Source organism: Bacillus cereus group sp. BfR-BA-01360, assembly GCF_022663595.1.
GTDB classification, from domain to species: domain Bacteria; phylum Bacillota; class Bacilli; order Bacillales; family Bacillaceae_G; genus Bacillus_A; species Bacillus_A cytotoxicus.
The window spans coordinates 1-24,926 of the sequence record NZ_JAKUFV010000018.1 but is presented as its reverse complement, the minus strand read 5'-3'; the positions used below and the strand labels follow the sequence as shown (position 1 = coordinate 24,926).

Sequence of the window (24,926 nt, the reverse complement as noted above, 5' to 3'; positions counted from 1 at the left end):
TATCTTTAGGCATCCTCTATTTTTATTTTTTCGGATGACGATTTGCATATATTGCCATAGCATCGCACATAAACTGAGCCAACCCTTTTCCAAATTGATCAATGTTTTTCGTAAAACGTTCATCATCTACATACATTTTCCCTAAACCTTTAAACGCCTCTAATGAATAATGGCCAAAGCTTTGTAAATAATCATACCACTCTTGAATTGCTTCTTGTGCTTCTTTTGAATCGGGTGCATGATGCCGAAGAGTAGCAAGCTTTCGGTATATATGATTCAACTCTTCCTGCTTTTCTTTAGACATACTAGCAGCCGCTTTATTCGCCTTATCAACCGCTTCATCTCCCCATCGTTCTCGTGCTTCTTGTTCATATGGGTTATGACTGAAATCAAATCCTTCAAATTTCTCTTTATTCGTCATTTGAATCTCTCCTTTTTCATGCTTTATTGTTTTCTCAATCGTCGCAATCATCTTATCTAACCGCTTACGTTTTTCAAGCAGCATTTTCCGATGCAACTGAAGCGCTTCCTCTCGGTCAAATGACGGACTCATGATAATTTCCTTAATCTTCTTTAAAGGGAAGCCAAGCTCTTTAAAAAATAAAATTTGCTGGAGTGTTTCTAAGTTTTTGTTGGAATATAGGCGATATCCTGATTCTGTTACCTCATCTGGAATTAATAGTCCAATTTCATCATAATGATGAAGTGTGCGCACACTAATACCTACTAAATCAGCTACTTCTTTTACTCTCATTGTCATTGATCTTGCCTCCCTTAGCTTCTACAATAAAGTATCACGCAACGTGAGAGTCAACCAAAAATTCATCTTTTTTATGTTAAAAATGGAGACTACTCCACATTCCAGAAAAATTCAGGCATAATATAAGTGTATATATATTAGAAAGCGGTGAAATTTATGGTTTCAAATACTGTCATTACCAGCATCATTATTCAACTTGTTCTTTCGATTTTCGTGCCTATTATTGTTTTTATCTATTTGCGAAAAAAATATCGTATAAACTGGAAAGTAGTTGGGGTAGGTATTCTCGTCTTTATCGGATTCGCTCAAATTCTTGAAACACCTCTTCATGTATTCATGCTAGGAAATCCGACAACCTCTAAAATATTAGAAAATCCATTTCTATATGCACTCTATGGTGGATTTGCCGCTGGTATCTTTGAGGAAGTAGGACGCTTTATCGCCTTCTTTTTCCTATTAAAGAAATACCAAGAATATAAAGACGGCTTTGCCTACGGAATCGGTCATGGAGGGATTGAATCCATCTTAATTGGAGGACTTGCTGGGCTTCAAGCTCTTATTTTTGCTACTTCTATTAATAATGGTAGCTTTGCACAACTCATTGAAAAAACACCTCAACTGAGTCAAGTACAGGATGCCTTACTTTCTGCTCCTTCGTATCTATATTTACTCGGCGGGGTAGAAAGAATGATGGCACTCGTTCTACAAATTTCCTTTACAATGCTTGTGTTGTATGGTGTAAAACAGAAAAAATATATTTTCGTCATATATGCTGTACTGTTTCATGCACTCGTTGATTTCTTTGCAGCTCTTTATCAAAAACAAGTGCTGAATATATTTGTTACAGAAAGTATCTTCTTTATTTTTACTATTTTTGCATTCATTCTAATTCGAAACATGAGAGAAAAACTAACAACGGAACCTTCCAAAAGCTAAGCGAAAATGCTTAGCTTTTTTTGAATAGAGGAATTTTTCTTCTTTTTGTCGAAGTTATGTAGGGTCAACTTGAAAAGTGAGGGATGAAATTTGAAGAAGTTAATTGTAATCCGGCACTGCTCTGCAACAGGAAAAAGTCGTGATGCAATGCTCACAATTGAAGGCGAAAAGCAAGCATCTGCCCTTGCTGAATTTCTTATGACAAGTCGCTTACAAATCGATTCCATTATTTCGAGCCCTTTTAAGAGAGCAATTCAGTCCATTACACCATTTGCATCACTAGTGAACCTACAAATGAGCAAGATGAACGCTTAGCCGAACGTATACTGAGTAATAGGCCCATGAAAGATTGGCTACAGAAATTAGAATATACTTTTACAAATATAGATATCGCCTTCTCAGGCGGAGAGTCAACAAAACAAGCGATGGAACGTGTAGCTTCATTAATCAAGCATGTTTTAGAAAAAGAGCATCAAGTAACGTTACTTGTTACACATGGAAATCTGCTAACGCTGATTCTAAAGTACTTTAATCAGATTGGCTTTCAAGAATGGAAAAACGTAAGTAACCCTGATGTTTATGAAATTACAATTTCTGAACAACCGATAATCCACAGACTGTGGAAACAATAGTATATAACATCATACTCACAAAGAACATCCCTTTCAAATTCATTCAGTTGACATCACGAGAAGATGCCTAAACATGCTCATTATTGTTTTACAACATGCATGAAAAATGAGATAAATCTGTAACAAACTTAGGAAGGGGTATCACAAAGTATGTATGAAGAAGTAATATCTTTACTACATAAAACAAACGCTTCTTACGAAAAATTTGAACATGAGCCAGTTCTTGATTATGAAACAGATCGAGTTGTTCGCGAACGCCTTGGTTTACAAGGTGTTCCAAGTAAAAGCTTATTTTTAAAATCAAAATCTAATTCTTATTATGTATTCTTCACAATAGAAGGAACTCGTCTGGATCAAAGCAAAATAAAAGCAATAACTGGACAACATCTCTCTCTTTGTTCACCAGATGAACTAAGAGAACAAACTGGATGTATTCCTGGATGCGTGGCTCCTTTTGGCTATTCGGCGGATGTAACAATTATTGTGGATAGCTCTGTCTATAACTATGATAAAATTTTAATATCACCAGGTGTTCCAGACTTTACAATCGAATTATCCACAGAAGAATTAAAGAAAATTTTATCCACATGTCAAAATCCCGTTTTGGAATACAAAAAAGAGAGCTAGTCATTTGCTCTCTTTTTTGTATTATTTTGCTTCTACTGTATTCTCTTTTGCAGAACGAACTTGCTCATCTGCATGGTAAGAAGAGCGCACAAGTGGACCCGCTTCACAGTGACTGAATCCTTTGCTAAGCGCAATTTCTTTCAGCTCTGCAAATTCAGCAGGTGTGTAATATCGAATAACTGGTAAGTGTTTCTTAGATGGTTGTAGATATTGTCCAAGCGTTAAAATATCCACATTGTTCGCACGTAAATCGTCCATTGCTTCAAGTAAATCTTCTCTTGTTTCTCCTAATCCCACCATAATGCTAGATTTAGTTGGAATATCAGGTTGCATTTCTTTTGCACGACGTAAAAATTCTAAGGAACGATCATATTTTGCTCTTGCGCGAACTCGGTCAGATAATCGACGTACCGTTTCAATGTTATGGTTTAAAATATCTGGTTTTGCATCCATTAATATTCTTAAATTCTCTTCTACCCCACCCATATCAGATGGTAACACTTCAATAGATGTAAATGGATTTTTGCGGCGAACTGCGCGCACTGTTTCAGCAAAAACCGCAGCTCCTCCGTCCTTTAAATCATCGCGTGCAACCGCTGTTATAACAACGTGTTTTAATCCCATTTGTACAACAGAATCCGCTACGCGTTCTGGCTCTTGTAAATCAAGCTCTGTTGGTAAGCCTGTTTTAACCGCACAGAAGCGGCAAGCACGTGTACAAATTGCACCTAAAATCATAAATGTTGCTGTTTTTCTTACTGCCCAACATTCATGAATGTTCGGACATTTTGCTTCTTCACAAACTGTATGAAGCTGCTTAGAACGCATCATTTTCTTTAAGCCTGTATAGTTTTCATTTGTATTTAACTTAATTTTCAACCATTCGGGCTTGCGCTTATATTCTGTTTGTTTTGTCATGTTATCAACTCCGCACAATATGAAATAGTTTACCGTGTTCGCTTCTTTCAATGTAACATATCTATTTTAACGTATGAAAGCGATTTGCTCAAATGAAGATTGTAAGATTTTTTACCAATGATTTACTATAATGAAATATTCCGTATATCTAACACTAAGGAGAGTGATGTTGTGAAAGGAGTTTATTTCATGCTTCGAAAAATTTCTCTCTTACTTTCGATTTTCTTTCTTCTTCAGCAAGGCATTGCTTATGGTGAAGAGAAACAAAGCATATATGATAAACGGATGGAACTCTACAAAGAGACTGAGAAATCTTTGGATGTTCCTTGGTACTATCTAGCTGCCATCGATCAATATGAACGTAATATACGAAGTGTTAGGCGTGATATTCCGAAAAAACCTGATGCGATTATTTCCATTTATTTCAAACCAGAAATATGGTCGGGGCCTGCTAATCCTGCTCCTCATGATACTCTACCTTATACTATTTCTTTATTTGCTGGAATCGGTTTAGATGGCAATCAAGATGGACGAGCAGATGCAAATAATGACCGTGATTTGTTGCACACAATGGCAACAATTATAAAAAAACAAGGAACTTCCGAAGACCGTATAAAAATTATGCTTTGGGAATATTATAGACGTGCCAAGACCGTGGAGTTAATTACCGAATATGCCCGAATTTATAAACATTATGGACGCATAAATTTAGAAGGAAATGCCTTCCCACTTCCAATTCACAGCGATCATAGCTACCGCAGTACTTTTGGTGCGGGACGAAGCTTTGGCGGAAGACGGATTCATGAAGGAACTGATATTTTTGCAAGACATGGTGTCCCAGTGCGGTCTACTTGTTACGGCATCATTGAAACAAAAGGATGGAATCGCCTTGGTGGATGGCGCATTGGAATACGAGACCTGTATAATAACTATCATTATTACGCCCATTTAGGTGGATTTTCAAAAGAAATACAGCTTGGTCAAATTGTAGAACCTGGCACAGTTCTTGGCTTCGTTGGAAATACAGGATATGGGCCACCCGGTACAACTGGTAAATTTCCTCCTCATTTACACTTTGGGCTATATAAAGATAATGGTTACACGGAATGGGCTTTTGATCCATACATGCACTTAAGCTTATGGGAACGAAAAGAACGCGCTAGCTTAAAGAAATAACCGTGGCGGATTGCCACGGTTATTTCTATCCCACAGATGATTGAATCAAAATGATATTCATCCATTAATCGTCCGTTTTCTTTTTATCAGGTATTACAATCCCGCCATTTCCATAATACGCTGGTACTTCTCCTTGAACAATTCGCGTTGCAATAGGAATATCTTGCTTCACTGTAATATCTTTCGTTCGAAATGGGATAATAACTTGTAACGTTACCTCTACCTCCATCATAATTTTAATAGCTGTATTATTAATTCCTTGCGGTTCAATTTTTTGCTTAATATCTGTGCTAACATGCCCAATCGTTGTAAAGTCAATTGGAATATCTGGTCCTATATTTCCAAGAAGTGCATTATCTGTTATGCGTCCGAGCGGAACGGACATCGACACCCCGCTTTCTTCTGGAAGGCCGAGCGCTTTCATATTCCCATTTTCCACCTGATGTAAATACTTTTCTATGTATGCCGTTGTGGATGTTAAAATCTCGTTTACTTGTTTCGTATTTAAATCAATTGTGGATACTTTTCCATTCTTATCATTTTGCACCTTCATTAATGAATCCACATCAAAGCCTTCCTTTATACGATCTTTTACCGCCTTTGTCATTACTACTGTTGCCATTTTATGCGTTTGTGTTTCTCCATATTTTATAAGTGTTGGCTGTATACTTTTATTCACAATCCACAATCCTTGTAATGTCAACAATAAAAAAATAATAAATGAGATGAGTAGGACATGGCGAAAGGGAAGCGGGCCACGTCTAAACCGCGAAGTCTTCGGACGAAATGTGCGCATAAGAAACCCTCCTTCTTATATCATTTCTATGCAAGAAAGAGGGACGATATATACTTATATCATTTTTAATAGTGCATCTTTTCCAATTGTTCCTGCTGTAATGCCTAATTTCTCTGCCTCAGTTGTTACCGATTCCAGTGGGGCTTCAAGCAGTTGTTCAATTGTTCTAACACCAACTGCACGACCAGCAACAACCCCGCGATCTTTTAATTTCTCATTTAATAAACCGACATCTAATGCTCCGCACATAATATATCCTTTCTCGCTCATAATAGCTAGCAAATTTGTCTTTGGAAGCTTTACACTCACTCCTATAAACGTATAGTGATCAATAATAATAGGCTCTATACTCACCATTATTCACCCACTCCTCTCTTTCTTATCTGTATGAGGAGAGAGAAATGAGTGTTACAGGTTAACTAGCCTATAGTTTGATTAAACGATGTAGAAGTTGTCAACATATTAGTTAACACATCTCTAAGCAATTCTGGCATGTAGTACTGTTTATGAGAAAGTGTGGATAGTTCTGGGTATAAGTAACCAAATGTGTACATATCAATTGTCCCTACTGTATAGATACGATCTAATTCGATTGATTCACCGTTAATTAGTATATCCTCAATCAAAATTTTATTCCCAGGAACCGTATCAAATATCACCTCTAGTCCATCATAAACCATCTTCCCCATCACTTTACCGCGAAAACCAAATCCTTTTACTTCAAGCTGTTCCATATTCGGACGACGCGCTTTTAAAATAACTTCCTTTAATGTTTTCCCTGGCACTTGTAATGCACATGGATTAATCGGATGTGGACAAATTCGGTGAATATCTCCGCGTGTTACAATTCCTGCTTCTAGTCCTTCCAATAGTACTCCTGCATTTACCATTCCAATTTCTGCCCCGCACCATTTTCGTAACGCATTTGCTAACATATGAGAAAATGCTGTTTCTTTAAACCAGTCTATTGGCAGCGCTTCTTTTAATTGGACAACAGGCTCTTCCATAATATGTGTACATTCTGCCTGCAACAGCTCGATTGTGGATAACGGTTTACTATACGCGCTTAAACGCTCTGTTTTAATCGCTCTACCGTCTTTTTTCAATAATCGTTTTGTTTGCTTATCTACAATAAGTTCCACATGCCCAACATAATGTCCCCACTTCTCACAGCAACAAAGCAATGTTCCATTTACGAGCATGCCACGCTCAAATAAGTGATGTGTATGCGCTCCTAAAATAACATCTATATCATAATTCTTTGCCATATATTCATCAGCATGTTTCCCAAGATGTGAAAGGACAACCGTAATATGTGCTTGATCTTTCACTTCATCTAAGATGGCCTCTAAATGTATCATCGGCTCTTCAATATGCCATCCTAACCTGTTATAAAACTCTGGATAGGCTACCGTTAAACCGATAAAAGCAATAGTAATGCCATCTGTCGTCGTATGAAGTTTATACGGCTCTGCCCAATTAGGACGTACACCCTCTTTTTCAAATAAATTCGCTACAAGCACTTCAAATTCAGCATCATCGTATAAATCGTCTAAATGCTCCTTCGCTAGTGTAATTCCTTCATTATTTCCAATCGTGACATAATCATATAGCGCTTCATTTAATAACTGCGTATTCCCGCGCCCATTTGTCGCTTCTGTAATACTATGAAAACGATCCACATGATCGCCAATATCTAACGTAAAAACAGACTCTCCTGCTTCTTGTCTTCGCTTTTTCTCTTCTAATACAAACCGAGAAATTTGCGGCCAATTTTCAAAATGGCTATGTATATCGTTTGTATGATAAAGGTGGATACTTGTTTCTTTCTTTCTATTCAGAGAAAAAACCTCCTCTCAAATCCTTATTGCCTTTTACGCTATGCACGTACAATAATCCTGTAAATACTTTTCGCCCTTTCTTGCTATTTTACATTGTACTCTCATTAAAGGAAAAAGCAAAAAATTCCCCTTTTCATATAAAATTTATTTTCAAACCGAAATGATTATAAATGACTCCGCACCGAAAAATCAGAAAAAGCGTTGCGTTTTTAATAAAAAAAATTTACGGGACAGCCCTGGTTATTTTTTCGTTATTTTCCATATAGGCCCCTCAATCTGCAAATCGTTTTCGTACTCCTATTACAACGAAAAGAGCGTATGAAGAGTTAGAAAAAGCAGGCTTTATTTATTCAATTGTGGGGAAAGGAGCTTTTGTTACTGAACAAAATTTAGACGTAGTACGTGAGAAAAAATGAAAAGTGATTGAAGAACAATTATTAGCTGTTGTTGCGAATAGTAAAGAAATTGGTGTACCTTTAGCCGAGCTTCATGAATGATTAACTATTTTATATGAGGAGTAAAAAAGATGGAAAATATAGTAGAACTACGGGATGTTCATAAAACTTTTCAATCAAACAATTAAATTTACAAATCAAAAAGGGGGGTGTAACAGGTTTCATCGGTTCAAATGGTGCAGGAAAATCAACAGTCATTAAAATGATGATGAACTTATTAAAGCCAGATGCAGGTGAAGTGAAAGTATATGTTTTTAATAGTTTTATGTTCATTTTTAGCATTATCTTCCTTTGGTCCAAATGCTGTACAACTTCTTGCAATCAAGTTTAGCACCATTACCGATACAATTTTCAGCTTTCCTGCACCTGCTTTGTATAGCATATAGCTATAGCGATCAGCGCATTTGCTTATATTGTTTCATAGAGCGTATCGTTATTTATTTATCAACGTAAAGTGTTTTAATTCAAAATTTCCCGCATTATATAACGAAGTAAAAATTGAATATATGAGTAAATTTATAAAAAGGTTCTCTACATAGGGAGAACCTTTTTTCTTATCGCTTATTCGGTTTAATAAAACGCATAAAAATTTCCATATACAGGACTGCTAGACTGATTTGTAACCTTCATGACATAGATTCCACGCGAAATATTATAAAAATATAGCTTTCCTTGTTCTTTCGTATACGTACCCGTTAATGTTTTTGCATGAGATGTTCCGAGCGGACTAAGTGGAACTAATTCATATGTCACTTTAGCCTCACTTCCATCCACAGTATATTGCATTGCTCCAATAGTTACATCATTTACTGGATGGTCGAACAAAAATAAATCGTTCATCCCAGGCATCCATTGATACGATTTTCCCTGTTCAAGAGAAAAACTAAAATTCTCTGATGTTTCTTTTGCGAACGTCGTATTCCCTCCCATGAACATAAAAACAAATAGAAAACTCATAATAACTCCTAAAACTTTTTTCATAGCTACTCATTTCCCCTTTCTTCTTGTTTTATTGATAGTTACCTACAATACATTCTATCTTTCGCTCTAAATCGCCTTCTTCTTTTTACATTTGTTAACAATTTATACAAATAATAACTTTTTATAAAATGTAGTAAAAATTCAGATATTAACACTTTGAATAGAAATATCCTTATAAGAGACGAAAAAACTCGAAATCCCAACCCGAGTTTCCATGCTGAAATCGCCAATATTTTCTTACTGCACATAAAAAAGCACCCTGCCAAGCAGGGCGCTTCTATTTTTAAATTAACCGATAGAACCTTCCATTTCAAATTTGATAAGACGGTTCATTTCTACTGCGTATTCCATTGGAAGTTCGCGAGTGAATGGCTCGATGAAGCCCATTACAATCATTTCTGTTGCTTCTTGCTCAGAAATACCGCGGCTCATTAGATAGAATAATTGTTCTTCTGATACTTTTGATACTTTCGCTTCGTGCTCAAGTGAAACGTAATCGTTTTTGATTTCGTTATAAGGAATTGTATCAGATGTAGATTGGTTATCCATAATTAATGTATCACACTCGATGTTAGAGCGAGAGTTTTTCGCTTTTGGTCCGAAATGTACGATACCACGGTATGTTACTTTACCACCATGTTTTGCAATCGATTTAGATACGATTGTTGAAGATGTATTTGGTGCTAAGTGAATCATTTTCGCACCAGCATCTTGATGTTGGCCTTTACCAGCAATCGCGATAGATAATGTTAAACCGCGTGCACCTTCACCTTTTAAAATAACAGCTGGGTATTTCATCGTTAATTTAGAACCGATGTTACCGTCAATCCATTCCATCGTTGCGTTTTCTTCACAAACCGCACGTTTTGTAACGAGATTGTATACGTTATTTGCCCAGTTTTGGATTGTTGTATAACGGCAATATGCATCTTTCTTAATGATGATTTCTACTACCGCACTGTGAAGTGAGTTAGTAGTGTAAACAGGAGCTGTACATCCTTCAACGTAGTGTACGTGCGCACCTTCATCTACGATAATAAGCGTACGCTCGAATTGTCCCATATTTTCAGAGTTAATACGGAAATACGCTTGAAGTGGTGTATCTACTTTTACACCTTTTGGAACGTAGATAAATGATCCACCAGACCAAACTGCAGAGTTTAATGCTGCAAACTTGTTGTCAGTTGGCGGGATTACTTTTCCGAAATGCTCACGGAAAATATCTTCGTTTTCTTTTAATGCGCTATCTGTATCTTTGAAGACAATTCCTAGCGCTTCTAGGTCTTCTTTCATGTTGTGATATACAACTTCAGATTCATACTGCGCTGATACACCCGCTAAATATTTTTGCTCAGCTTCTGGAATACCTAATTTATCAAATGTTGCTTTAATTTCATCAGGTACTTCATCCCAAGACTTCTCAGATTTCTCAGATGGTTTTACGTAGTACGTAATTTCATCGAAATCTAAATCGTTTAAATCGCCGCCCCATTGTGGCATTGGCATTTCATAGAACTTATCCAGTGCTTTCAAGCGGAAGTCTAACATCCACTTTGGTTCTTCTTTCATATGTGAAATCTCTTCTACGATTTCTTTTGTTAAACCGCGACCTGCACGGAAAATCGAAACGTCTTTATCCTTGAAACCATATTTGTAATCGCCGATATCTGGCATTTGTTTCGCCATGTTGGTATGTCCCTCCTTAGATAACTCCGTCTTTAGGAACTTCTCACATTACTTTTCTTCGTTTAAGCCTTTTTCTAACGCTTTCCAAGCTAATGTTGCACATTTAATACGCGCTGGAAACTTGCATACACCTTGTAATGCTTCAATATCTCCTAAATCTACGCTGTCATCATACTCTTTTCCTAGCATCATGTCAGAGAAAATTTTCGAAAGCTTAAGTGCATCTTCAATTTTCTTTCCTTTTACCGCTTGCGTCATCATCGAAGCTGAAGACATTGAAATGGAACATCCTTCTCCCTCAAACTTCGCTTCTTTTACGATTCCCTCTTCTACTTTCATCGTAAGCTGAATACAATCGCCGCAAGTTGGGTTGTTTAAGTTAACTGTAACACTATCTTCTAACACGCCATGGTTACGTGGATTCTTATAATGATCCATAATAACTTGACGATATAACGTATCTAAATTATTAAAAGACATTTGTGAAATACTCCTTTGTTTTCGTTAGCGCTTCAACAAATGTATCAATTTCTTCTTTTGTATTATATAAATAGAAGCTTGCACGTGCTGTAGAAGAAGCTTTTAGCCACTTCATAAGCGGTTGTGCACAGTGATGTCCTGCGCGAACCGCAATGCCTTCTACATCTAGTACTGTCGCAACATCGTGTGGATGTACTTCATCAATATTAAATGTAACAAGACCAGCGCGATGCTTTGGACCATAAATTGTAACGCCATCTACTTCCGATAGTCTTTCTAAAGCGTACTGCGCTAATTCATGTTCATGCTTTTCAATATTATCAAGACCGATTTCTTCTAGGAAATCAATTGCTGCTCCAAGTCCGATTGCATTACCGATAATCGGTGTACCGGCTTCAAACTTCCACGGAAGCTCTTTCCATGTAGAATCTTGTAAATCTACAAAATCAATCATTTCACCGCCAAATTCAATTGGCTCCATATTTTCTAGCAATTCCTTCTTACCGTATAATACACCGATACCTGTAGGCCCGCACATTTTATGAGCGGATAACGCATAGAAATCGCAGTTTAAATCTTGTACATCTACTTTCATATGAGGTGTACTTTGTGCACCGTCAACGACCATAATGGCACCGTTTTGATGAGCGATTTCTGCAATTTCTTTTACAGGGTTAATCGTTCCAAGTACGTTTGATACATACATGATAGAAACAATTTTCGTATTTGGTGTAATGGTTTGACGGGCATCTTCAATAGAGATTGTTCCATCTGGCTGAAGCGGAAGATATTTTAACGTTGCCCCTGTTTTCTTTGCAACTTGTTGCCACGGAATAATGTTACTATGGTGCTCCATGTAAGAGATAACAATTTCATCGCCTTCTTTTACATTTTCACGGCCATAACTTGCTGCTACTGTATTTAATGCAGTTGTCGTTCCGCGTGTGAAAATAATTTCTTCCATTGATTTCGCATTAATAAACTTGCGAACTTTCTCACGTGCACCTTCATACGCATCGGTAGCTTTTGTACCGAGCGTATGAACACCGCGATGCACGTTAGAATTATATTCTTTATAATAACGTTCTAACGTTTCAATCACTTGAATTGGTTTTTGAGAAGTTGCTGCACTATCGAAATAAACAAGTTGTTTGCCGTTCACTTTTTGATCAAGAATTGGAAACTGTTTGCGTATTTCATGAATATTCATTAGCGAACTTTCCTTTCAATTACCTCAACAAGCTGTGTTTTTACTCCTTCAATTGGAAGCTCATTTACTACAGGTGCTAAGAATCCATGGATGACTAAGCGTTCCGCTTCTTTCTTCGGAATACCACGACTCATTAAGTAGTATAGTTGTACTGGATCTACGCGGCCAACAGAAGCTGCGTGACCTGCCATTACATCATCTTCATCAATTAGAAGAATTGGATTTGCATCACCGCGTGCTTTTTCACTTAACATAAGAACGCGAGAAGATTGTTGTGCATTTGATTTAGATGCACCGTGTTCAATCTTACCAATTCCGTTAAAGATAGAAGTTGCGCTATCTTTTTGTACACCGTGTTTTAAAATATAACCTTCAGAGTGTTTACCAAAATGAACAACTTTTGTTGTAAAGTTTTGTGTTTGATTGCCGCGACCGATTGTTACTGTTTTTGTATCAGCAAATGATCCGTCACCCATTAAGTTCGTTACGTTCTCTGAAATTGTATCACCGTCGTTCATAAGACCTAATGCCCATTCAATACGAGCATCACGTCCTACAACACCGCGACGATTTACATACGTTGTTACACCTTTCGCTAATAGATCCACTGCACCAAATTTCACCTGTGCACCTTGTTCTACGATTACTTCTGCTACGATATTTGCAATACCAGTAACATTTTCATCTGCTACATAGTTTTCCACGTAAGTTGCAGAACTGTTTTCATCAGCTACGAATAATACATGGTTATATAAGTTTGCTTCTTCGCCATCTACTAAGAATACCGCTTGAAGTGGTGTTTCAAGTACAACGTTTTTTGGAACATATACAAATGCCCCGCCATTGATTAATGCTGCGTGAAGTGCTGTTAAACGATGCTCATCCACTTTCACGCCATCTTTCATTAAGTACTTTTGTACTAATTCAGCATGCTCAGTTGCAGCCGTTACAATATCTGTGAAAATAACACCTTTTTCTTTTGCTTCGTCCGCTAAAGAAACAAATGCTTTTGTGCCAGTGCGTCCGACTAGTACGTTATTATTTTCATCAATTAAGTTTTTCACTGCTTCTGGAAGTTCCGCTAAAGAACTTACAGACTCTTGCTTAAGAGTAGTGCCTTTTCCGATAAAGTCCCATTTATCGATTTTTGTTTTATCAGGCGTTGGCATTGGAAGTTCAGTTGCTTGTGCAAGAGCTTGTAAGCGGAACTCAGTCAACCAAGCAGCTTCGTTTACTTCGCTTGCGCGCTGACGGATTGTTTCTTGATCGAAAGGTAATGTACCGATTGTCATATTTATGCTCCTCTCTTACGCTTCTTGCTCTGCTGTTTCGTCTTCAATACCTAATTCTTTTTTGATCCAGTCATAACCTTCAGCTTCTAGACGTTGAGCAAGCTCAGGACCACCAGATTTTACAATACGACCGTTCATCATAACGTGAACGAAATCTGGAGTAATGTAGTTTAATAAACGTTGGTAATGCGTAATCATTAAGCAACCAAACTCTTCACCGCGCATTGCGTTAATACCTTTAGATACAACTTTTAATGCATCGATATCAAGACCAGAGTCGATTTCATCTAAGATTGCAATTTTTGGCTCAATCATCATTAATTGAAGAATTTCGTTACGTTTTTTCTCACCGCCAGAGAAACCTTCATTTAAGTAACGTTGTGCCATTTCTGGATCCATTTCTAGAAATTCCATGTTTTTATCTAGTTTGCGGATAAATTTCATAAGAGAAATTTCATCGCCTTCCTCGCGGCGTGCATTAATTGCTGAACGTAAGAAGTCAGCGTTTGTTACTCCGCTAATTTCGCTTGGATATTGCATTGCTAGGAATAGACCTGCTTGTGCACGCTCATCTACTTCCATTTCTAGTACATCTTCACCGTCGATGATGATGCTTCCTTCTGTTACTTCATATTTTGGGTGACCCATAATTGCAGAAGATAAAGTTGATTTACCCGTTCCGTTAGGTCCCATAATTGCGTGGATTTCTCCACCTTTTACTTCCAGGTTTACACCTTTTAAAATTTCTTTGCCATCGATTGATACATGTAAGTCTTTAACCGTTAATGTAGAACCAGCCATCTCAATACCTCCAATAATCCTCTATATACATTTTAAAAATTCCTAAAACATTCACATTCTCATTTTATTCTCATTCTAATTTTATATCAAATAAAATGATATCGCAAACGCTGAAAAAAAGTAATAATTTTTTCACAAATGTGTATAGATTTTCCCTCACATTCTATTATGATACACCTTTCTTCTTATATATATAAAGAAAAAAGACTGAGAATTTCTCAGCCTTTTTTCCTGCCATTATTCTTTTACAGGAACAACCGCCCCTTTATATTCTTTCTTGATGAAATCTTCAATTTCTTTCGAATGCAATACTTCTACAAGCGCTTTAATCTCTTTTTTATCTTTATCCCCTTTACGAACTGCCACTACGTTTGTATATGGAGAATCATTACTTTCAATCGCAATTGCATCTTTTCCTGGATCTAATTTTGCATCAATTGCATAGTTTGAGTTAATTAAAACCGCATCGCCTTCCTTGTTGTTATACACTTGTGGCAATAGACCTGGTTCGATATCTGTTTTAAACTTCAAGTTCTTTGGATTTTCCGCAATATCTTTTGTTGTTGCTTTCACAGGATCTACACCATCTTTAATTTTTAAAATGCCCTCTTTTTGTAAGATTGCTAATCCGCGGCCATGATCAGCCACAGAGTTACTCATAATTACTGTCGCTCCATCTGGAAGCTCTTTTAAGCTTTTATATTTTTGAGAGTATACTCCAATCGGTTCTAAATGAATTTTGCCTGCTATTTCAAACTTATACCCTTTATCCTTTATTTCTTTCTCTAAATACGGAATATGCTGGAAATAGTTTGCATCTAATTCTTTATCTGCTAATGATTTATTCGGTAATACATAGTCCTGAAATTTTTCAATTTTTAACACAACGCCCTTTTTCTCAAGCAATGGTTTTGCCTTCTCTAAAATCTCAGCGTGCGGTACATTAGAAGCACCGACAACAAGCTTATCTTCACTTTTCCCACCGCAAGCTGTTAATCCAAAAATTGATGTCGTAATAAGTGCTGAAAGTAATAATTTTTTCATGTTGTTAACATCCTTCCTAATTTTTAATCGATTTATCGTTTATCAATCCGAGTTGTCGCAAAATCTCCAATAAATTGAATGAAAAACACAACCAGCAATACACAAATTGTCGCAACAATTGTCACATCGTTGTTTCCCCGCTGGAACCCTTCTAAATATGCTAGTGTACCGAGTCCGCCAGCGCCAACAACGCCTGCCATTGCTGTATAACCAACAAGTGCAATTGTCGTTACGGTAATACCAGATACAAGTGCTGGCAAAGATTCTGGAATTAATACTTTCCAAATAATTGTGCTTGTTTTCGCTCCCATTGCCTTTGAAGCTTCAATCACACCTTTATCAATTTCACGAAGCGCGATTTCAACCATTCTCGCATAAAATGGGGCCGCTCCAATAATCAAAGCAGGCAATGCTGCACTTGCTCCAAGAATTGTTCCAAGAAGAATCTTTGTAAACGGAATAAGTAGAATGATTAAAATGATGAACGGGATTGATCTAAAAATATTTACGAATGCCCCGATTCCTGTATGAATCACTTTGTTTTCCCACAAATTATCCTTCGCTGTCATAAAGAGCAGTAATCCTAACATAAGTCCTAAAATAAATGTGGCAATTGCTGCGATTGCCGTCATGTATAATGTTTCTCCTGTTGCTTCTAGCATTTGATTCCAATCGACATTTGTGAGCAATTTATCCATGTGCAACCACCTCCAGCTCTACTTTCTCTTGATGGATTCCTGCTATTGCCTGCTGAATGGCTGCTTCTTCACCATTTAAATGAACAATTAAGCTTCCGTATGCTCCATTATTTGTCTGCGCGATATTTCCTTGAAGCACGCTAACTTCTACATCCTCTCTCCTCATTAACCCTTGTAACACTGGGCGCTCTACAGAATCTCCAATAAATTGCAAACGAATGACTTTACCATCTGGGTATTTCTCTAATAAGTTTTCAATCGTTTCATTCGTATCTTCAGAATCTGTTAATTGCTGAACAAATCGCTTTGTAATCTCTTGCTGCGGATTACGAAATACCTCTAGTACAGAACCTGTCTCTACAATTTTCCCTTTTTCCATCACTGCAACACGATTACAAATCTTTTGAATCACATGCATTTCATGAGTAATAAGCACAATGGTTAAGTTAAGGCGTTTATTAATATCTAGTAGTAAATCTAAAATTTGATCTGTTGTTTCCGGATCAAGCGCCGATGTTGCTTCATCACATAAAAGTACTTTCGGATTGTTAGCCAACGCTCTTGCAATCCCGACGCGTTGTTTTTGTCCACCGCTCAGTTGAGATGGATAAGCATCTCCTCTCCCTTCTAATCCGACAAGACGAATAAGCTCATCTACACGTTTCTTTCGCTCCTTTTTATCCACACCAGCAATCTCGAGAGGAAAAGCAATATTCTCACGAACAGTTCTTGACCAAAGTAAATTGAAATGTTGAAAGATCATCCCAATTTCTTGTCTTGCCTTTCGAAGTTCATTACCGGTAATGGCTGAAATCAAACGATTAGCAACTGTAATTTGACCAGAAGTTGGTTTCTCCAACTGATTAAACAAGCGAATTAACGAACTCTTACCTGCACCGCTATATCCGATAACCCCAAAAATTTCGCCTTCCTCTATTTTTAAATTGGCCCGATCTACAGCAATCACATCACCGTTTTTTGACTGATATATCTTTTTCACATTTTCTAATAGAATCATGATGTTCACCCCTTTAATTAAAAAGCGTAAGTAGCTCGTTCAGAATGTAAGGGGGATGGAGCTTCTGACGTAGAGGCGCCTTTTTGCCTCGTAGAAAGAAGCGAAGCCACCGAACATTCTAGCTACTGAAGCTGGATTTCATAAAAAGCGTAAGTAGCTCGTTCAGAATGACTCTCACATTTTTTATTTTTGGTGTAAGAATACTGAACTGTCGCCATCTGCTCAATTTCTTATCGATTTTTCCTGTTGTTTAAATGTCCTCCTCATTCAAACAACAAAAAAACCTTTCTGCTTTACAATGAGCAGAAAGGTTTTTATGCGTATATCAACATAATCCTTTCTCTCATCTCTCAAAGCATTTGCTTTGCAGGAATTGGCACCATTTCAACAAAATCGTTGACGGTTGCCGGGCTTCATAGGGCACAGTCCCTCCACCTCTCTTGATAAGAGAAATCAGATCTAATTTTCTTCTGATTCAAAATTTATGAAATTATCTATATTTTATGACTTGAATTTTATCAATATACATTCACTCTGTCAACAAAAAATTTCTTAAAAAGAAAATTTTAAGAATATTAAGCGCCCACTGGCATTGGTTTACAAATATGAAACATGGACTCCAATAATAGCATCGTGCGATATGTCCCCGCATAATGTACACGACCTTCATGAATTAGCTTTTGCAAACGAACATTCCCTGTAACTAATTGTTGTAAATCTTCTTCTTTAAAACAGTGGATTTGTTCGGTTCCCCTATCTCCTTTTACAAGCTGTATATAATCCCTTGAAATTTGGAGGGAATGGCACTCATCTCCAAAATGAATACTAATGACTTTTCCTGCTTGACGCAAAAGAGGTTCTAAATGATATTGTTTATTAGCATGTGTTACAAATGATTGAAGCATTGAATATAATTTCATTCTCATCACATCCTTCATATCACTTTCTACTAATACCTTTCCATTCCCTAAGCATCAATCCTCTTCCTTTTGCTCGACAAATACTGTATTACCTCTGCCATTTCAACATATTTCCCAAGAAATGTGTCGAGGCGGCAAATTTTTTGCCGCCTACTGTAGTTCCTTATATAAATATTCAACTGAATGAAATGCATATATTTTCTTCTTCAACGTTCCATTTTCAAATATGAGTAAACAAGGAACACTTTCTATCTCATATTCACGTGCTAAATGCGGAGCATAATTTAAATCTAACATGCCAACTTCTAAGTCAACAATCGTTGCTTCTACAACAGTTAACATTTTTTTCGCCAATTGGCATGTACCACACATTGGAGTATATACATATAACACTGTTTTTTCTTGATTCACTATTAGATTTGTGGCTTCAGCACCTGTCCAGTCAATCACTTCTATCATCATTCCTTACCGTAAATATTCTGTATAAACATCAATGTCAGCTCCCCATAATACATTTGCTAAATGTGAAGACGGTGCAGTTGCTACTTCACGATATGAACGATCAATATAAATATGTTCAGCCTGCGGAAATTCCTTACGAAATTGCTTGCGAAGCTTTTCTCCTGCATCATCAGCATCCACTAGCACATATACTTCTTTATCAAAAAACTGATCAATGAGCTCATCCATTTTCGACAAACCAATTGTACCATTTGTACAAACAATTTCCACCGGTTCTCGAATAATAGATTCAATCTTTCTTCTATCTGATTTACCTTCTACAATAATGACCTTTTCTACATAAACCATGTGTCATCACCCGATCACCATATACTATAAAACAACCTTACTTTCGTATATAGTATATTCGATATTCCCATCTTGTTTCCTGTTTATTTTTACAAAGAAAAGCACAAGCGGCTCGTTCAGAATGTAAGGGGGATATGGTTTCTCATTCCTTTTGATAACAATGTACTATAAAAATTAAAAAAGACAGCACATAGGCTGCCTCTTTTATCTAGAATCAAATTAGTCTTGGTTTGTCATTTCTGCGTATTTTTCTGCAGTTAATAGTTTTTCAACTTCACTTGCATCAGAAAGTTCAACTTTCACCATCCATGCACCTTCGTATGGAGACTCGTTAACAAGTTCTGGTTGATCACTTAATTCTTCGTTTACTGCTACAACTTTACCACTTACAGGTGCATATAATTCAGAAACTGTTTTAACAGATTCTACGCTTCCGAATGGCTCATTAGCTTCAAGTGTTGCACCTACTTCAGGAAGTTCAACGAATACGATATCGCCTAGCTCACTTTGTGCGAAATGAGTAATACCGATAACAACTTGATTCCCTTCAGTTTTTACCCATTCGTGTTCTTCAGAGTAACGTAAATGATTTGGAATGCTCATGACTGTACCTCCAGTGAATGTATTAATTATGTAAAAATACCTTATTGGTACTTTTTCCACATACTTTCAAACTGCTCTTCATTAAAGCCAAGTGTTACATTTGTTCCATCTGTTACAATCGGACGTTTAATTAACATACCATCGGACGCTAAAAGTTCAAACATTTCGTCTTCACTTGCAACCTTTAACTTATCTTTTAAACCAAGCTCACGATAACGCATACCGCTTGTATTAAAAAATTTCTTTAACGGCAATTCACTTTTCATATGCAAATTGCGTAATTCTTCTTGTGACGGTGGATTTTCAACAATATGAATCATCTCATATGCTACATCGTTTGCCTCAAACCATTTCTTTGCTTTTTGACATGTGCCACATTTTGGGTATGAATAAAATGTTACTGTCATAAATTCACCTACTTTTTTACTAACCTTTACCTTTATCATATAGAAAACGTTTTATTATTTCAAACCATTATTTCTTCAAACTTTAATTTATTTCGTGATAATTTTTAATAATCCTGCAAATTTCTTTATTTGTTCCACTATCAAAAGAAAACAATATAACAAAAAATACATATTTTTATCATATTTAGGGCGAACATATATATTAAACAAACGTTTATTTAAACAATAAGAAGCCTTATTTAAAGGCTCCTCTCATTGTCTATTTAAATAATCCGCAATCGCCTGAAACACAATAATATACATATTATGAACACTTTCCTCTGCAGCGCCACCGTTTGTTAAACCGATCCCCCACTGCTGTCCTTCACCGCTTCCGATATTTACAAACCCTTGCGTATACATTGCATTTTCATCCTTCGGTGCATGGTTATAATCTAGCTTCTTCTTTATAAAAAGCGAATAAGATTTATCTTGTAAGCCAATAAAAAATACTGGTTTCTTTATTGATAAAAACAATTCTTTATACCGTTCGTTTGATGCTTCTTGAAACTTCTCCTTCATCACAAGAAAGCCATCTACTTCCGCTAATTTTTGTTCCATTTCGTTTAATGCTATATTTTCAAACTTCACATTTCTGAATGTATCTTTTGGTTTCTCACCAATAACACCAATGACAAGCGCTCTGCCATTATACTCTAATGCTCCTCCCGCTTCTCCCTTTGTACATCCAGTTCCTACTAAACATAAAAGTATAAAAAAGAACAAGAAAGACAAACGTTTCATCCCGCACCCCTCCATTTTTTAGGTCAAATGACAAAAATGTAAGTAAAATCAATGGCTCATTTGAAGTTTCTATATTATAATCAACAAGGTTTACTTACATTACAAAATAATAGGAGATCATCATGAGAAAATATAAACTTTCATCGTTTCTTCCATTAACTTATATACTTCTACTTGTACTCGTAAGTCCCCTTTACGATGTACTGAATAAATCGAGTGCCCATGCTGTCGATGTTACAACTATCGTTGATGATTGGATTCCATTTGTAAAAGTATTTATTATCCCCTATTTAATTTGGTTTCCATATTTATATGGCGCACTGATCTACTATTGCTTTGCCGACAGAAAACAATATTATGTAACATTAAGTGGCATTATTCTTGGAAAGTTAACTTGTTTTTCCATTTATTACTTTTGGCAAACAACTGTACCGCGTCCGGCAGTCGTTGGCACTGATCTATTTTCTAACTTAGTTCGCTACATTTATAGCATTGATCAGCCTGTCAACTGTTTTCCTAGCATTCATGTTCTCACAACATTTGTGATTATGTTAGCTGCCTTTAAGCGAAGAGAGCAACATAAATGGGAATATTACTTGCTTACTTTCTTTGGCATGCTCATCATTTTATCAACACTATTTACAAAACAACATGCCTTTATCGACGCTGTATCTGGCATAACACTAGCAAGCATACTCTATTTCAGTATCCAACTCTTATTAGTAAACAGATATAGCGGAATAACGATTTCAGTCAAGCAATCTTATAAAGTAAATCAATAGAGATTTTCTCCTACCTCACTCCCACCTATTTGGCATCTTGAGGTAAGAGTTTTACTGCCTATAACATATAAATGAAAAGCAGACTGTGGCTTCTTCAGTCTGCTTTTCTCTATATAAAGGAGATTTTTAATCTTCATTTAAGATTGTGGCACAGTCATATCTCCAGAATGAATACGACCTGCTTTTCGTAATGCGATATAAATGATATATGAAACAGCTACTGGAATTACGATATAAGTGATTACCATCGCTGGTACAACACCTAATCCTTGGTTAGAAATTAAATTAATAGGTGCGATGAAAGAACTTAATCCAAGACCAGCAATTTCTTTTCCTGCTTCCAGTTGGAAAATGAGTGCAGAAACAGGACCGACAATTGCGCTCGCAACGACAGTTGGGAGAAGAATGATTGGATTTTTAGTGATATTGGGAAGTTGTACTTTCGGAGTACAAAGTGCTTGTGCTAAAATGCCACCTAAATTATTTTCCTTTGCTGAGATCACGGAAAATCCAATAAATTGAGCAACACACCCTGCCAGCGCTGCACCGCCTGCTACTCCATCTAAGCTAAGCGCAATTGCTAAAGCTGCCGATGAAGCTGGAGAAATAAGTAATAATCCCCAAGCAACTGCTAGTACGACAGAAGCAAGAAATGGGCTACCAGCTGAACTTTCTTTAATAAATGCACCAACTGCATTTAAGACTGGGCTAATATTTTGAGATAACCAAATCCCAACAATACCAGAACCTAATATTGCAGCAGAAGGAACAAGCATCATATCTAAAGCCGTTTTTCCACTTAATCGTTTTCCGATATAAACCGCTAAAGTTGCTGTTAATAGCGCACCAATCGGTTCACCAGTTTTAATCATTAGACCAGCTGCAGTGATGGAAATCGCCCCAGCTCCAATGGCTCCAGCAATCATCGCCGAGAAAATAACAAGCCCATTCGCCCCTAACATGAAGGCAATTCCGGCTCCAATCGCTGGTGCCATAAGTGATTTTGCAACAACTCCAATTGTAATTAACATCGGTATATCAAAGATTCGTCCAATATTTTCAATCAGCAAACCAATTCCGAGAGATACAAAAATACCTTGTGCAATTCCGGCAGAACCTTTAAAAACACGAGACATAATATATTCCTTCATCTGTTTCACCTTCTCCTAGTTTAGTAACCAATTGTTTTCATATAATCACGTAAAATATCATTTGACTTTGCAAATCGACTTTCTTCAGTTTCTGTTAAGTTTAGTTCAACAACTTCTTTCACACCATCTCTTGTAATAATTGCTGGTACCCCTGTACAAATATCATACTCACCATATTCACCATCTAAAATAGCTGAAACGGCGATTACACGATAATCATCATTAAAGATAGATTTTGCAATATATGCGAGTGAGTTGCCAATACCATAATAAGTAGTTCCTTTTCGTTTATAAATTTCCCAACCAGCTTTTAGAGTTTTTTCCACAATTGCATCTAAGTCAATTTCACCAAAACGATCTTTCCCTTCCTCTAAAATTTGTAAAATAGGTTTCCCTCCCACTGTTACATGAGACCAAGCAACCATTTGAGAATCACCATGTTCCCCTAATGAATAACCGTGAATACTACGAGGGTCCACTTCTAACATTTCAGATAAAATCGTTCTTAATCGAGAGGAATCTAACGATGTTCCAGTACCAATCACACGATTTCTTGGTAAACCAGATAATTTCCAAACTTGATACGTAATAATATCAACTGGGTTTGAAGCAATTAAGAAAATGCCATCAAATCCACTTTTCATTACACAAGCTACAACACTTTCCATAATTTTTGCACTTGCCCCTAAAGTATCTAATCGACTTTGCCCAGGCTTTGGCGCTGGACCTGCTGTAATAATAACAATGTCCATGTCTTTGCAGTTTTCATACGTACCTGCATATACTTTTGTTCTTGTATTTGTAAAGTTAATACAGTGTGATAAATCCATCGCTTCACCAACTGCACGTTCATGGTCTATATCAATTAATGCTAATTCTTCACAGATGCCTTGATTCACAATTGAATACGCACAGCTTGACCCAACTAATCCAGTTCCAATAATTGCGATTTTTCTTGTGTTTCTATTCATAATAATCTCTCCTAATTGAATCGGTAATCTAATTTCACTTATTATTATAAAGATTTCAAATATAGAAAACATGGATACATTGTGAAATTTTGAGCATTCTTTATGTATATTTCGTGAAACATCTACCTTTGTTTTGTCATATTTGTTACATATAAAAAAATATTTTCTACGTATTTATTGACTTATCCAAATGCAAAAAAAAACCGGGTAAATGTTACCCGATTTTTTTCGCTCTATTGTGCACTTAATTCATTTTTCAATTGCTGAACAATCATTGGATTTGCAGGGGCTGCTGGTTTATAGTAATTTTTTTGCTTTGCATATTCAAATACCTTGCGTTGTCTTAATTCATCTTGATTTCGAATATGAATTAACGTTTGGCGTAACTGTTCATTATTGGACTCCGCTATGTAATGAGCATAACTCGCTAAGCTTGCATTTAATCCTGCTAAATAATCATTTACCATATCTTTTTCATTCATCTTTCATTTCCTCCTATCCTAAAAAAGACATTAATTGTTGCTTTGTATTTCTTGCCGCTTGCGCATCTTGTTGCAGTATTTGCTTTAATTGAGGATCTGTGCATTGTTGCGCGTACTGATCTAACTTGTTTGCAATTGTTGTGTGTCCTCCAATAATATGGCGTAAATTTTCTAACTCAAGCTCTGTTAAATTTGGCATAACTAAGACCTTCCTTTCATTGCTCATTCTTCATTTAGTATTTATTTATTTTTAGATTGTATACATATAAAGTTACGACATGAGATAATGATTCACGAAAAAAAGATGAATCGTTACATTCATCTTTTTTCAAAATTGACATATTGATTTTTAAACGCATTTCCTAAATCCCGAGCACGATTGATAAAACTATACTCCTTCTCTAAAACCCTATTTGAACTACTCCCACTTGCTCATTGGACTACACCCTACACATTCTTTGAAGTGGAAGTATTCTGTCGGAAACTGATAAAGAAATTCTTCTTTTATTAGAGTAATAATAGCTACATTTACAATCTTATTTTTCTTTCAAGATGCAAATCCAAATATATCCGTATTGAACTACCCCCACTTAACACTCTTACGAGCTGTTTGAAGTGGGAGATTCCTAAGAACACCAACCTAACGGTTAGTTATTGATTAGGCTA

At 36.5% G+C, this 24,926-nt stretch carries 28 protein-coding genes, 3 pseudogenes and 1 riboswitch; of the genes and pseudogenes, 7 read left to right on the top strand and 24 right to left on the bottom strand.

What is annotated here, in order from left to right; translation table 11 throughout:
* Positions 1-22: 22 nt before the first annotated feature.
* A complete protein-coding gene (locus tag MR056_RS15715) occupies positions 23-760 on the bottom strand; it encodes a MerR family transcriptional regulator (protein WP_012096019.1) in 738 nt (245 codons plus the stop codon).
* Positions 761-916: 156 nt separating this feature from the next.
* Between MR056_RS15715 and MR056_RS15710 the strand changes: the two genes are divergently transcribed.
* The 3 genes and pseudogenes from MR056_RS15710 to MR056_RS15700 all read left to right on the top strand — a co-directional run bounded on the left by MR056_RS15710 (position 917) and on the right by MR056_RS15700 (position 2,955).
* Positions 917-1,696: a YhfC family intramembrane metalloprotease gene (locus MR056_RS15710; protein WP_048723179.1), complete on the top strand. Its 780-nt coding sequence runs from the start codon at positions 917-919 to the stop codon at positions 1,694-1,696.
* 90 nt (positions 1,697-1,786) lie between these two features.
* A pseudogene (locus MR056_RS15705) lies at positions 1,787-2,328 on the top strand (histidine phosphatase family protein).
* Positions 2,329-2,478: 150 nt separating this feature from the next.
* Entirely contained in the window at positions 2,479-2,955 is a 477-nt protein-coding gene (locus MR056_RS15700; RefSeq protein WP_012096021.1) for a YbaK/EbsC family protein, read from the top strand.
* A gap of 21 nt (positions 2,956-2,976) precedes the next feature.
* On the opposite strand, the gene lipA is transcribed toward MR056_RS15700, so the two are convergent.
* Positions 2,977-3,873: a lipoyl synthase gene (lipA, locus tag MR056_RS15695; protein ID WP_012096022.1), complete on the bottom strand. Its 897-nt coding sequence runs from the start codon at positions 3,871-3,873 to the stop codon at positions 2,977-2,979.
* Between the two features lie 189 nt (positions 3,874-4,062).
* On the opposite strand from lipA, the gene MR056_RS15690 reads away from it, so the two are divergent.
* Positions 4,063-5,049, top strand: a complete 987-nt coding sequence (locus tag MR056_RS15690) for a M23 family metallopeptidase (RefSeq protein ID WP_087095541.1) — start codon at positions 4,063-4,065, stop codon at positions 5,047-5,049.
* 64 nt (positions 5,050-5,113) lie between these two features.
* On the opposite strand, the gene yunB is transcribed toward MR056_RS15690, so the two are convergent.
* The 3 genes from yunB to MR056_RS15675 form a co-directional block, all read right to left on the bottom strand.
* Positions 5,114-5,845: a sporulation protein YunB gene (yunB, locus tag MR056_RS15685; protein ID WP_087095522.1), complete on the bottom strand. Its 732-nt coding sequence runs from the start codon at positions 5,843-5,845 to the stop codon at positions 5,114-5,116.
* Between the two features lie 54 nt (positions 5,846-5,899).
* A complete protein-coding gene (locus MR056_RS15680; protein WP_087099311.1) occupies positions 5,900-6,202 on the bottom strand; it encodes a YunC family protein in 303 nt (100 codons plus the stop codon).
* 62 nt (positions 6,203-6,264) lie between these two features.
* On the bottom strand, positions 6,265-7,662 hold the full coding sequence (locus MR056_RS15675; protein WP_087095523.1) for a bifunctional metallophosphatase/5'-nucleotidase: 1,398 nt from the start codon (positions 7,660-7,662) through the stop codon (positions 6,265-6,267).
* A gap of 323 nt (positions 7,663-7,985) precedes the next feature.
* Between MR056_RS15675 and MR056_RS15670 the strand changes: the two are divergent.
* A pseudogene (locus tag MR056_RS15670) lies at positions 7,986-8,183 on the top strand (GntR family transcriptional regulator); the annotation flags it as partial.
* A 29-nt stretch (positions 8,184-8,212) separates the two neighbouring features.
* A pseudogene (locus MR056_RS15665) lies at positions 8,213-8,391 on the top strand (ATP-binding cassette domain-containing protein); the annotation flags it as partial.
* 320 nt (positions 8,392-8,711) lie between these two features.
* On the opposite strand, the gene MR056_RS15660 reads toward MR056_RS15665, so the two are convergent.
* The 15 genes from MR056_RS15660 to MR056_RS15590 form a co-directional block, all read right to left on the bottom strand.
* Complete coding sequence (locus MR056_RS15660; RefSeq protein ID WP_012096026.1) at positions 8,712-9,122, bottom strand: hypothetical protein; 411 nt, start codon at positions 9,120-9,122, stop codon at positions 8,712-8,714.
* 288 nt (positions 9,123-9,410) lie between these two features.
* Positions 9,411-10,808, bottom strand: coding sequence for a Fe-S cluster assembly protein SufB (gene sufB / locus MR056_RS15655; RefSeq protein ID WP_012096027.1), 1,398 nt, complete (start codon positions 10,806-10,808; stop codon positions 9,411-9,413).
* A 48-nt stretch (positions 10,809-10,856) separates the two neighbouring features.
* Positions 10,857-11,288: a Fe-S cluster assembly sulfur transfer protein SufU gene (sufU, locus tag MR056_RS15650; protein ID WP_012096028.1), complete on the bottom strand. Its 432-nt coding sequence runs from the start codon at positions 11,286-11,288 to the stop codon at positions 10,857-10,859.
* Entirely contained in the window at positions 11,278-12,498 is a 1,221-nt protein-coding gene (sufS, locus tag MR056_RS15645; RefSeq protein ID WP_012096029.1) for a cysteine desulfurase SufS, read from the bottom strand. Before sufS ends, sufU begins: the two co-directional genes overlap by 11 nt.
* Positions 12,498-13,790 carry a Fe-S cluster assembly protein SufD gene (gene sufD, locus MR056_RS15640; RefSeq protein ID WP_012096030.1) on the bottom strand — a complete coding sequence of 431 codons (1,293 nt, stop codon included), beginning with the start codon at positions 13,788-13,790 and terminating at the stop codon, positions 12,498-12,500. Before sufD ends, sufS begins: the two co-directional genes overlap by 1 nt.
* Positions 13,791-13,805: 15 nt before the next feature.
* Positions 13,806-14,591: a Fe-S cluster assembly ATPase SufC gene (gene sufC / locus MR056_RS15635; RefSeq protein WP_012096031.1), complete on the bottom strand. Its 786-nt coding sequence runs from the start codon at positions 14,589-14,591 to the stop codon at positions 13,806-13,808.
* Positions 14,592-14,828: 237 nt separating this feature from the next.
* Positions 14,829-15,635 carry a methionine ABC transporter substrate-binding lipoprotein MetQ gene (gene metQ / locus MR056_RS15630; protein ID WP_012096032.1) on the bottom strand — a complete coding sequence of 269 codons (807 nt, stop codon included), beginning with the start codon at positions 15,633-15,635 and terminating at the stop codon, positions 14,829-14,831.
* 32 nt (positions 15,636-15,667) lie between these two features.
* Complete coding sequence (locus MR056_RS15625; RefSeq protein ID WP_012096033.1) at positions 15,668-16,333, bottom strand: methionine ABC transporter permease; 666 nt, start codon at positions 16,331-16,333, stop codon at positions 15,668-15,670.
* Positions 16,326-17,351 (bottom strand): methionine ABC transporter ATP-binding protein, encoded by a 1,026-nt coding sequence (locus MR056_RS15620; protein ID WP_048723183.1) that lies wholly within the window; start codon positions 17,349-17,351, stop codon positions 16,326-16,328. The genes MR056_RS15625 and MR056_RS15620 overlap by 8 nt, the downstream gene beginning before the upstream one ends.
* 340 nt (positions 17,352-17,691) lie before the next feature.
* Positions 17,692-17,801, bottom strand: a riboswitch (SAM riboswitch).
* Between the two features lie 125 nt (positions 17,802-17,926).
* Complete coding sequence (locus MR056_RS15615; RefSeq protein ID WP_041810111.1) at positions 17,927-18,271, bottom strand: hypothetical protein; 345 nt, start codon at positions 18,269-18,271, stop codon at positions 17,927-17,929.
* Positions 18,272-18,421: 150 nt separating this feature from the next.
* Positions 18,422-18,730: a thioredoxin family protein gene (locus MR056_RS15610; protein WP_087099319.1), complete on the bottom strand. Its 309-nt coding sequence runs from the start codon at positions 18,728-18,730 to the stop codon at positions 18,422-18,424.
* 6 nt (positions 18,731-18,736) lie between these two features.
* Entirely contained in the window at positions 18,737-19,081 is a 345-nt protein-coding gene (locus MR056_RS15605) for a toprim domain-containing protein (RefSeq protein ID WP_012096037.1), read from the bottom strand.
* Positions 19,082-19,300: 219 nt separating this feature from the next.
* On the bottom strand, positions 19,301-19,684 hold the full coding sequence (gene gcvH, locus MR056_RS15600) for a glycine cleavage system protein GcvH (RefSeq protein ID WP_012096038.1): 384 nt from the start codon (positions 19,682-19,684) through the stop codon (positions 19,301-19,303).
* A gap of 41 nt (positions 19,685-19,725) precedes the next feature.
* Positions 19,726-20,091, bottom strand: coding sequence for an arsenate reductase family protein (locus MR056_RS15595; protein WP_012096039.1), 366 nt, complete (start codon positions 20,089-20,091; stop codon positions 19,726-19,728).
* Positions 20,092-20,343: 252 nt separating this feature from the next.
* Entirely contained in the window at positions 20,344-20,874 is a 531-nt protein-coding gene (locus MR056_RS15590) for a hypothetical protein (protein WP_048723186.1), read from the bottom strand.
* A gap of 122 nt (positions 20,875-20,996) precedes the next feature.
* On the opposite strand from MR056_RS15590, the gene MR056_RS15585 reads away from it, so the two are divergent.
* Complete coding sequence (locus tag MR056_RS15585; RefSeq protein WP_012096041.1) at positions 20,997-21,656, top strand: phosphatase PAP2 family protein; 660 nt, start codon at positions 20,997-20,999, stop codon at positions 21,654-21,656.
* Between the two features lie 137 nt (positions 21,657-21,793).
* Here the strand turns inward: MR056_RS15585 and MR056_RS15580 are convergent, their stop codons facing one another.
* The 4 genes from MR056_RS15580 to MR056_RS15565 form a co-directional block, all read right to left on the bottom strand.
* Positions 21,794-22,807, bottom strand: coding sequence for a PTS sugar transporter subunit IIC (locus MR056_RS15580; protein WP_012096042.1), 1,014 nt, complete (start codon positions 22,805-22,807; stop codon positions 21,794-21,796).
* A 20-nt stretch (positions 22,808-22,827) separates the two neighbouring features.
* Positions 22,828-23,778, bottom strand: a complete 951-nt coding sequence (locus MR056_RS15575) for an L-lactate dehydrogenase (protein WP_048723188.1) — start codon at positions 23,776-23,778, stop codon at positions 22,828-22,830.
* A gap of 233 nt (positions 23,779-24,011) precedes the next feature.
* The gene (locus MR056_RS15570) at positions 24,012-24,260 is read right to left on the bottom strand and encodes a spore coat protein (protein WP_012096044.1); all 249 of its coding nucleotides are present in this window, start codon (positions 24,258-24,260) and stop codon (positions 24,012-24,014) included.
* 13 nt (positions 24,261-24,273) lie between these two features.
* Positions 24,274-24,459: a hypothetical protein gene (locus MR056_RS15565; protein ID WP_012096045.1), complete on the bottom strand. Its 186-nt coding sequence runs from the start codon at positions 24,457-24,459 to the stop codon at positions 24,274-24,276.
* Positions 24,460-24,926 lie beyond the last annotated feature (467 nt).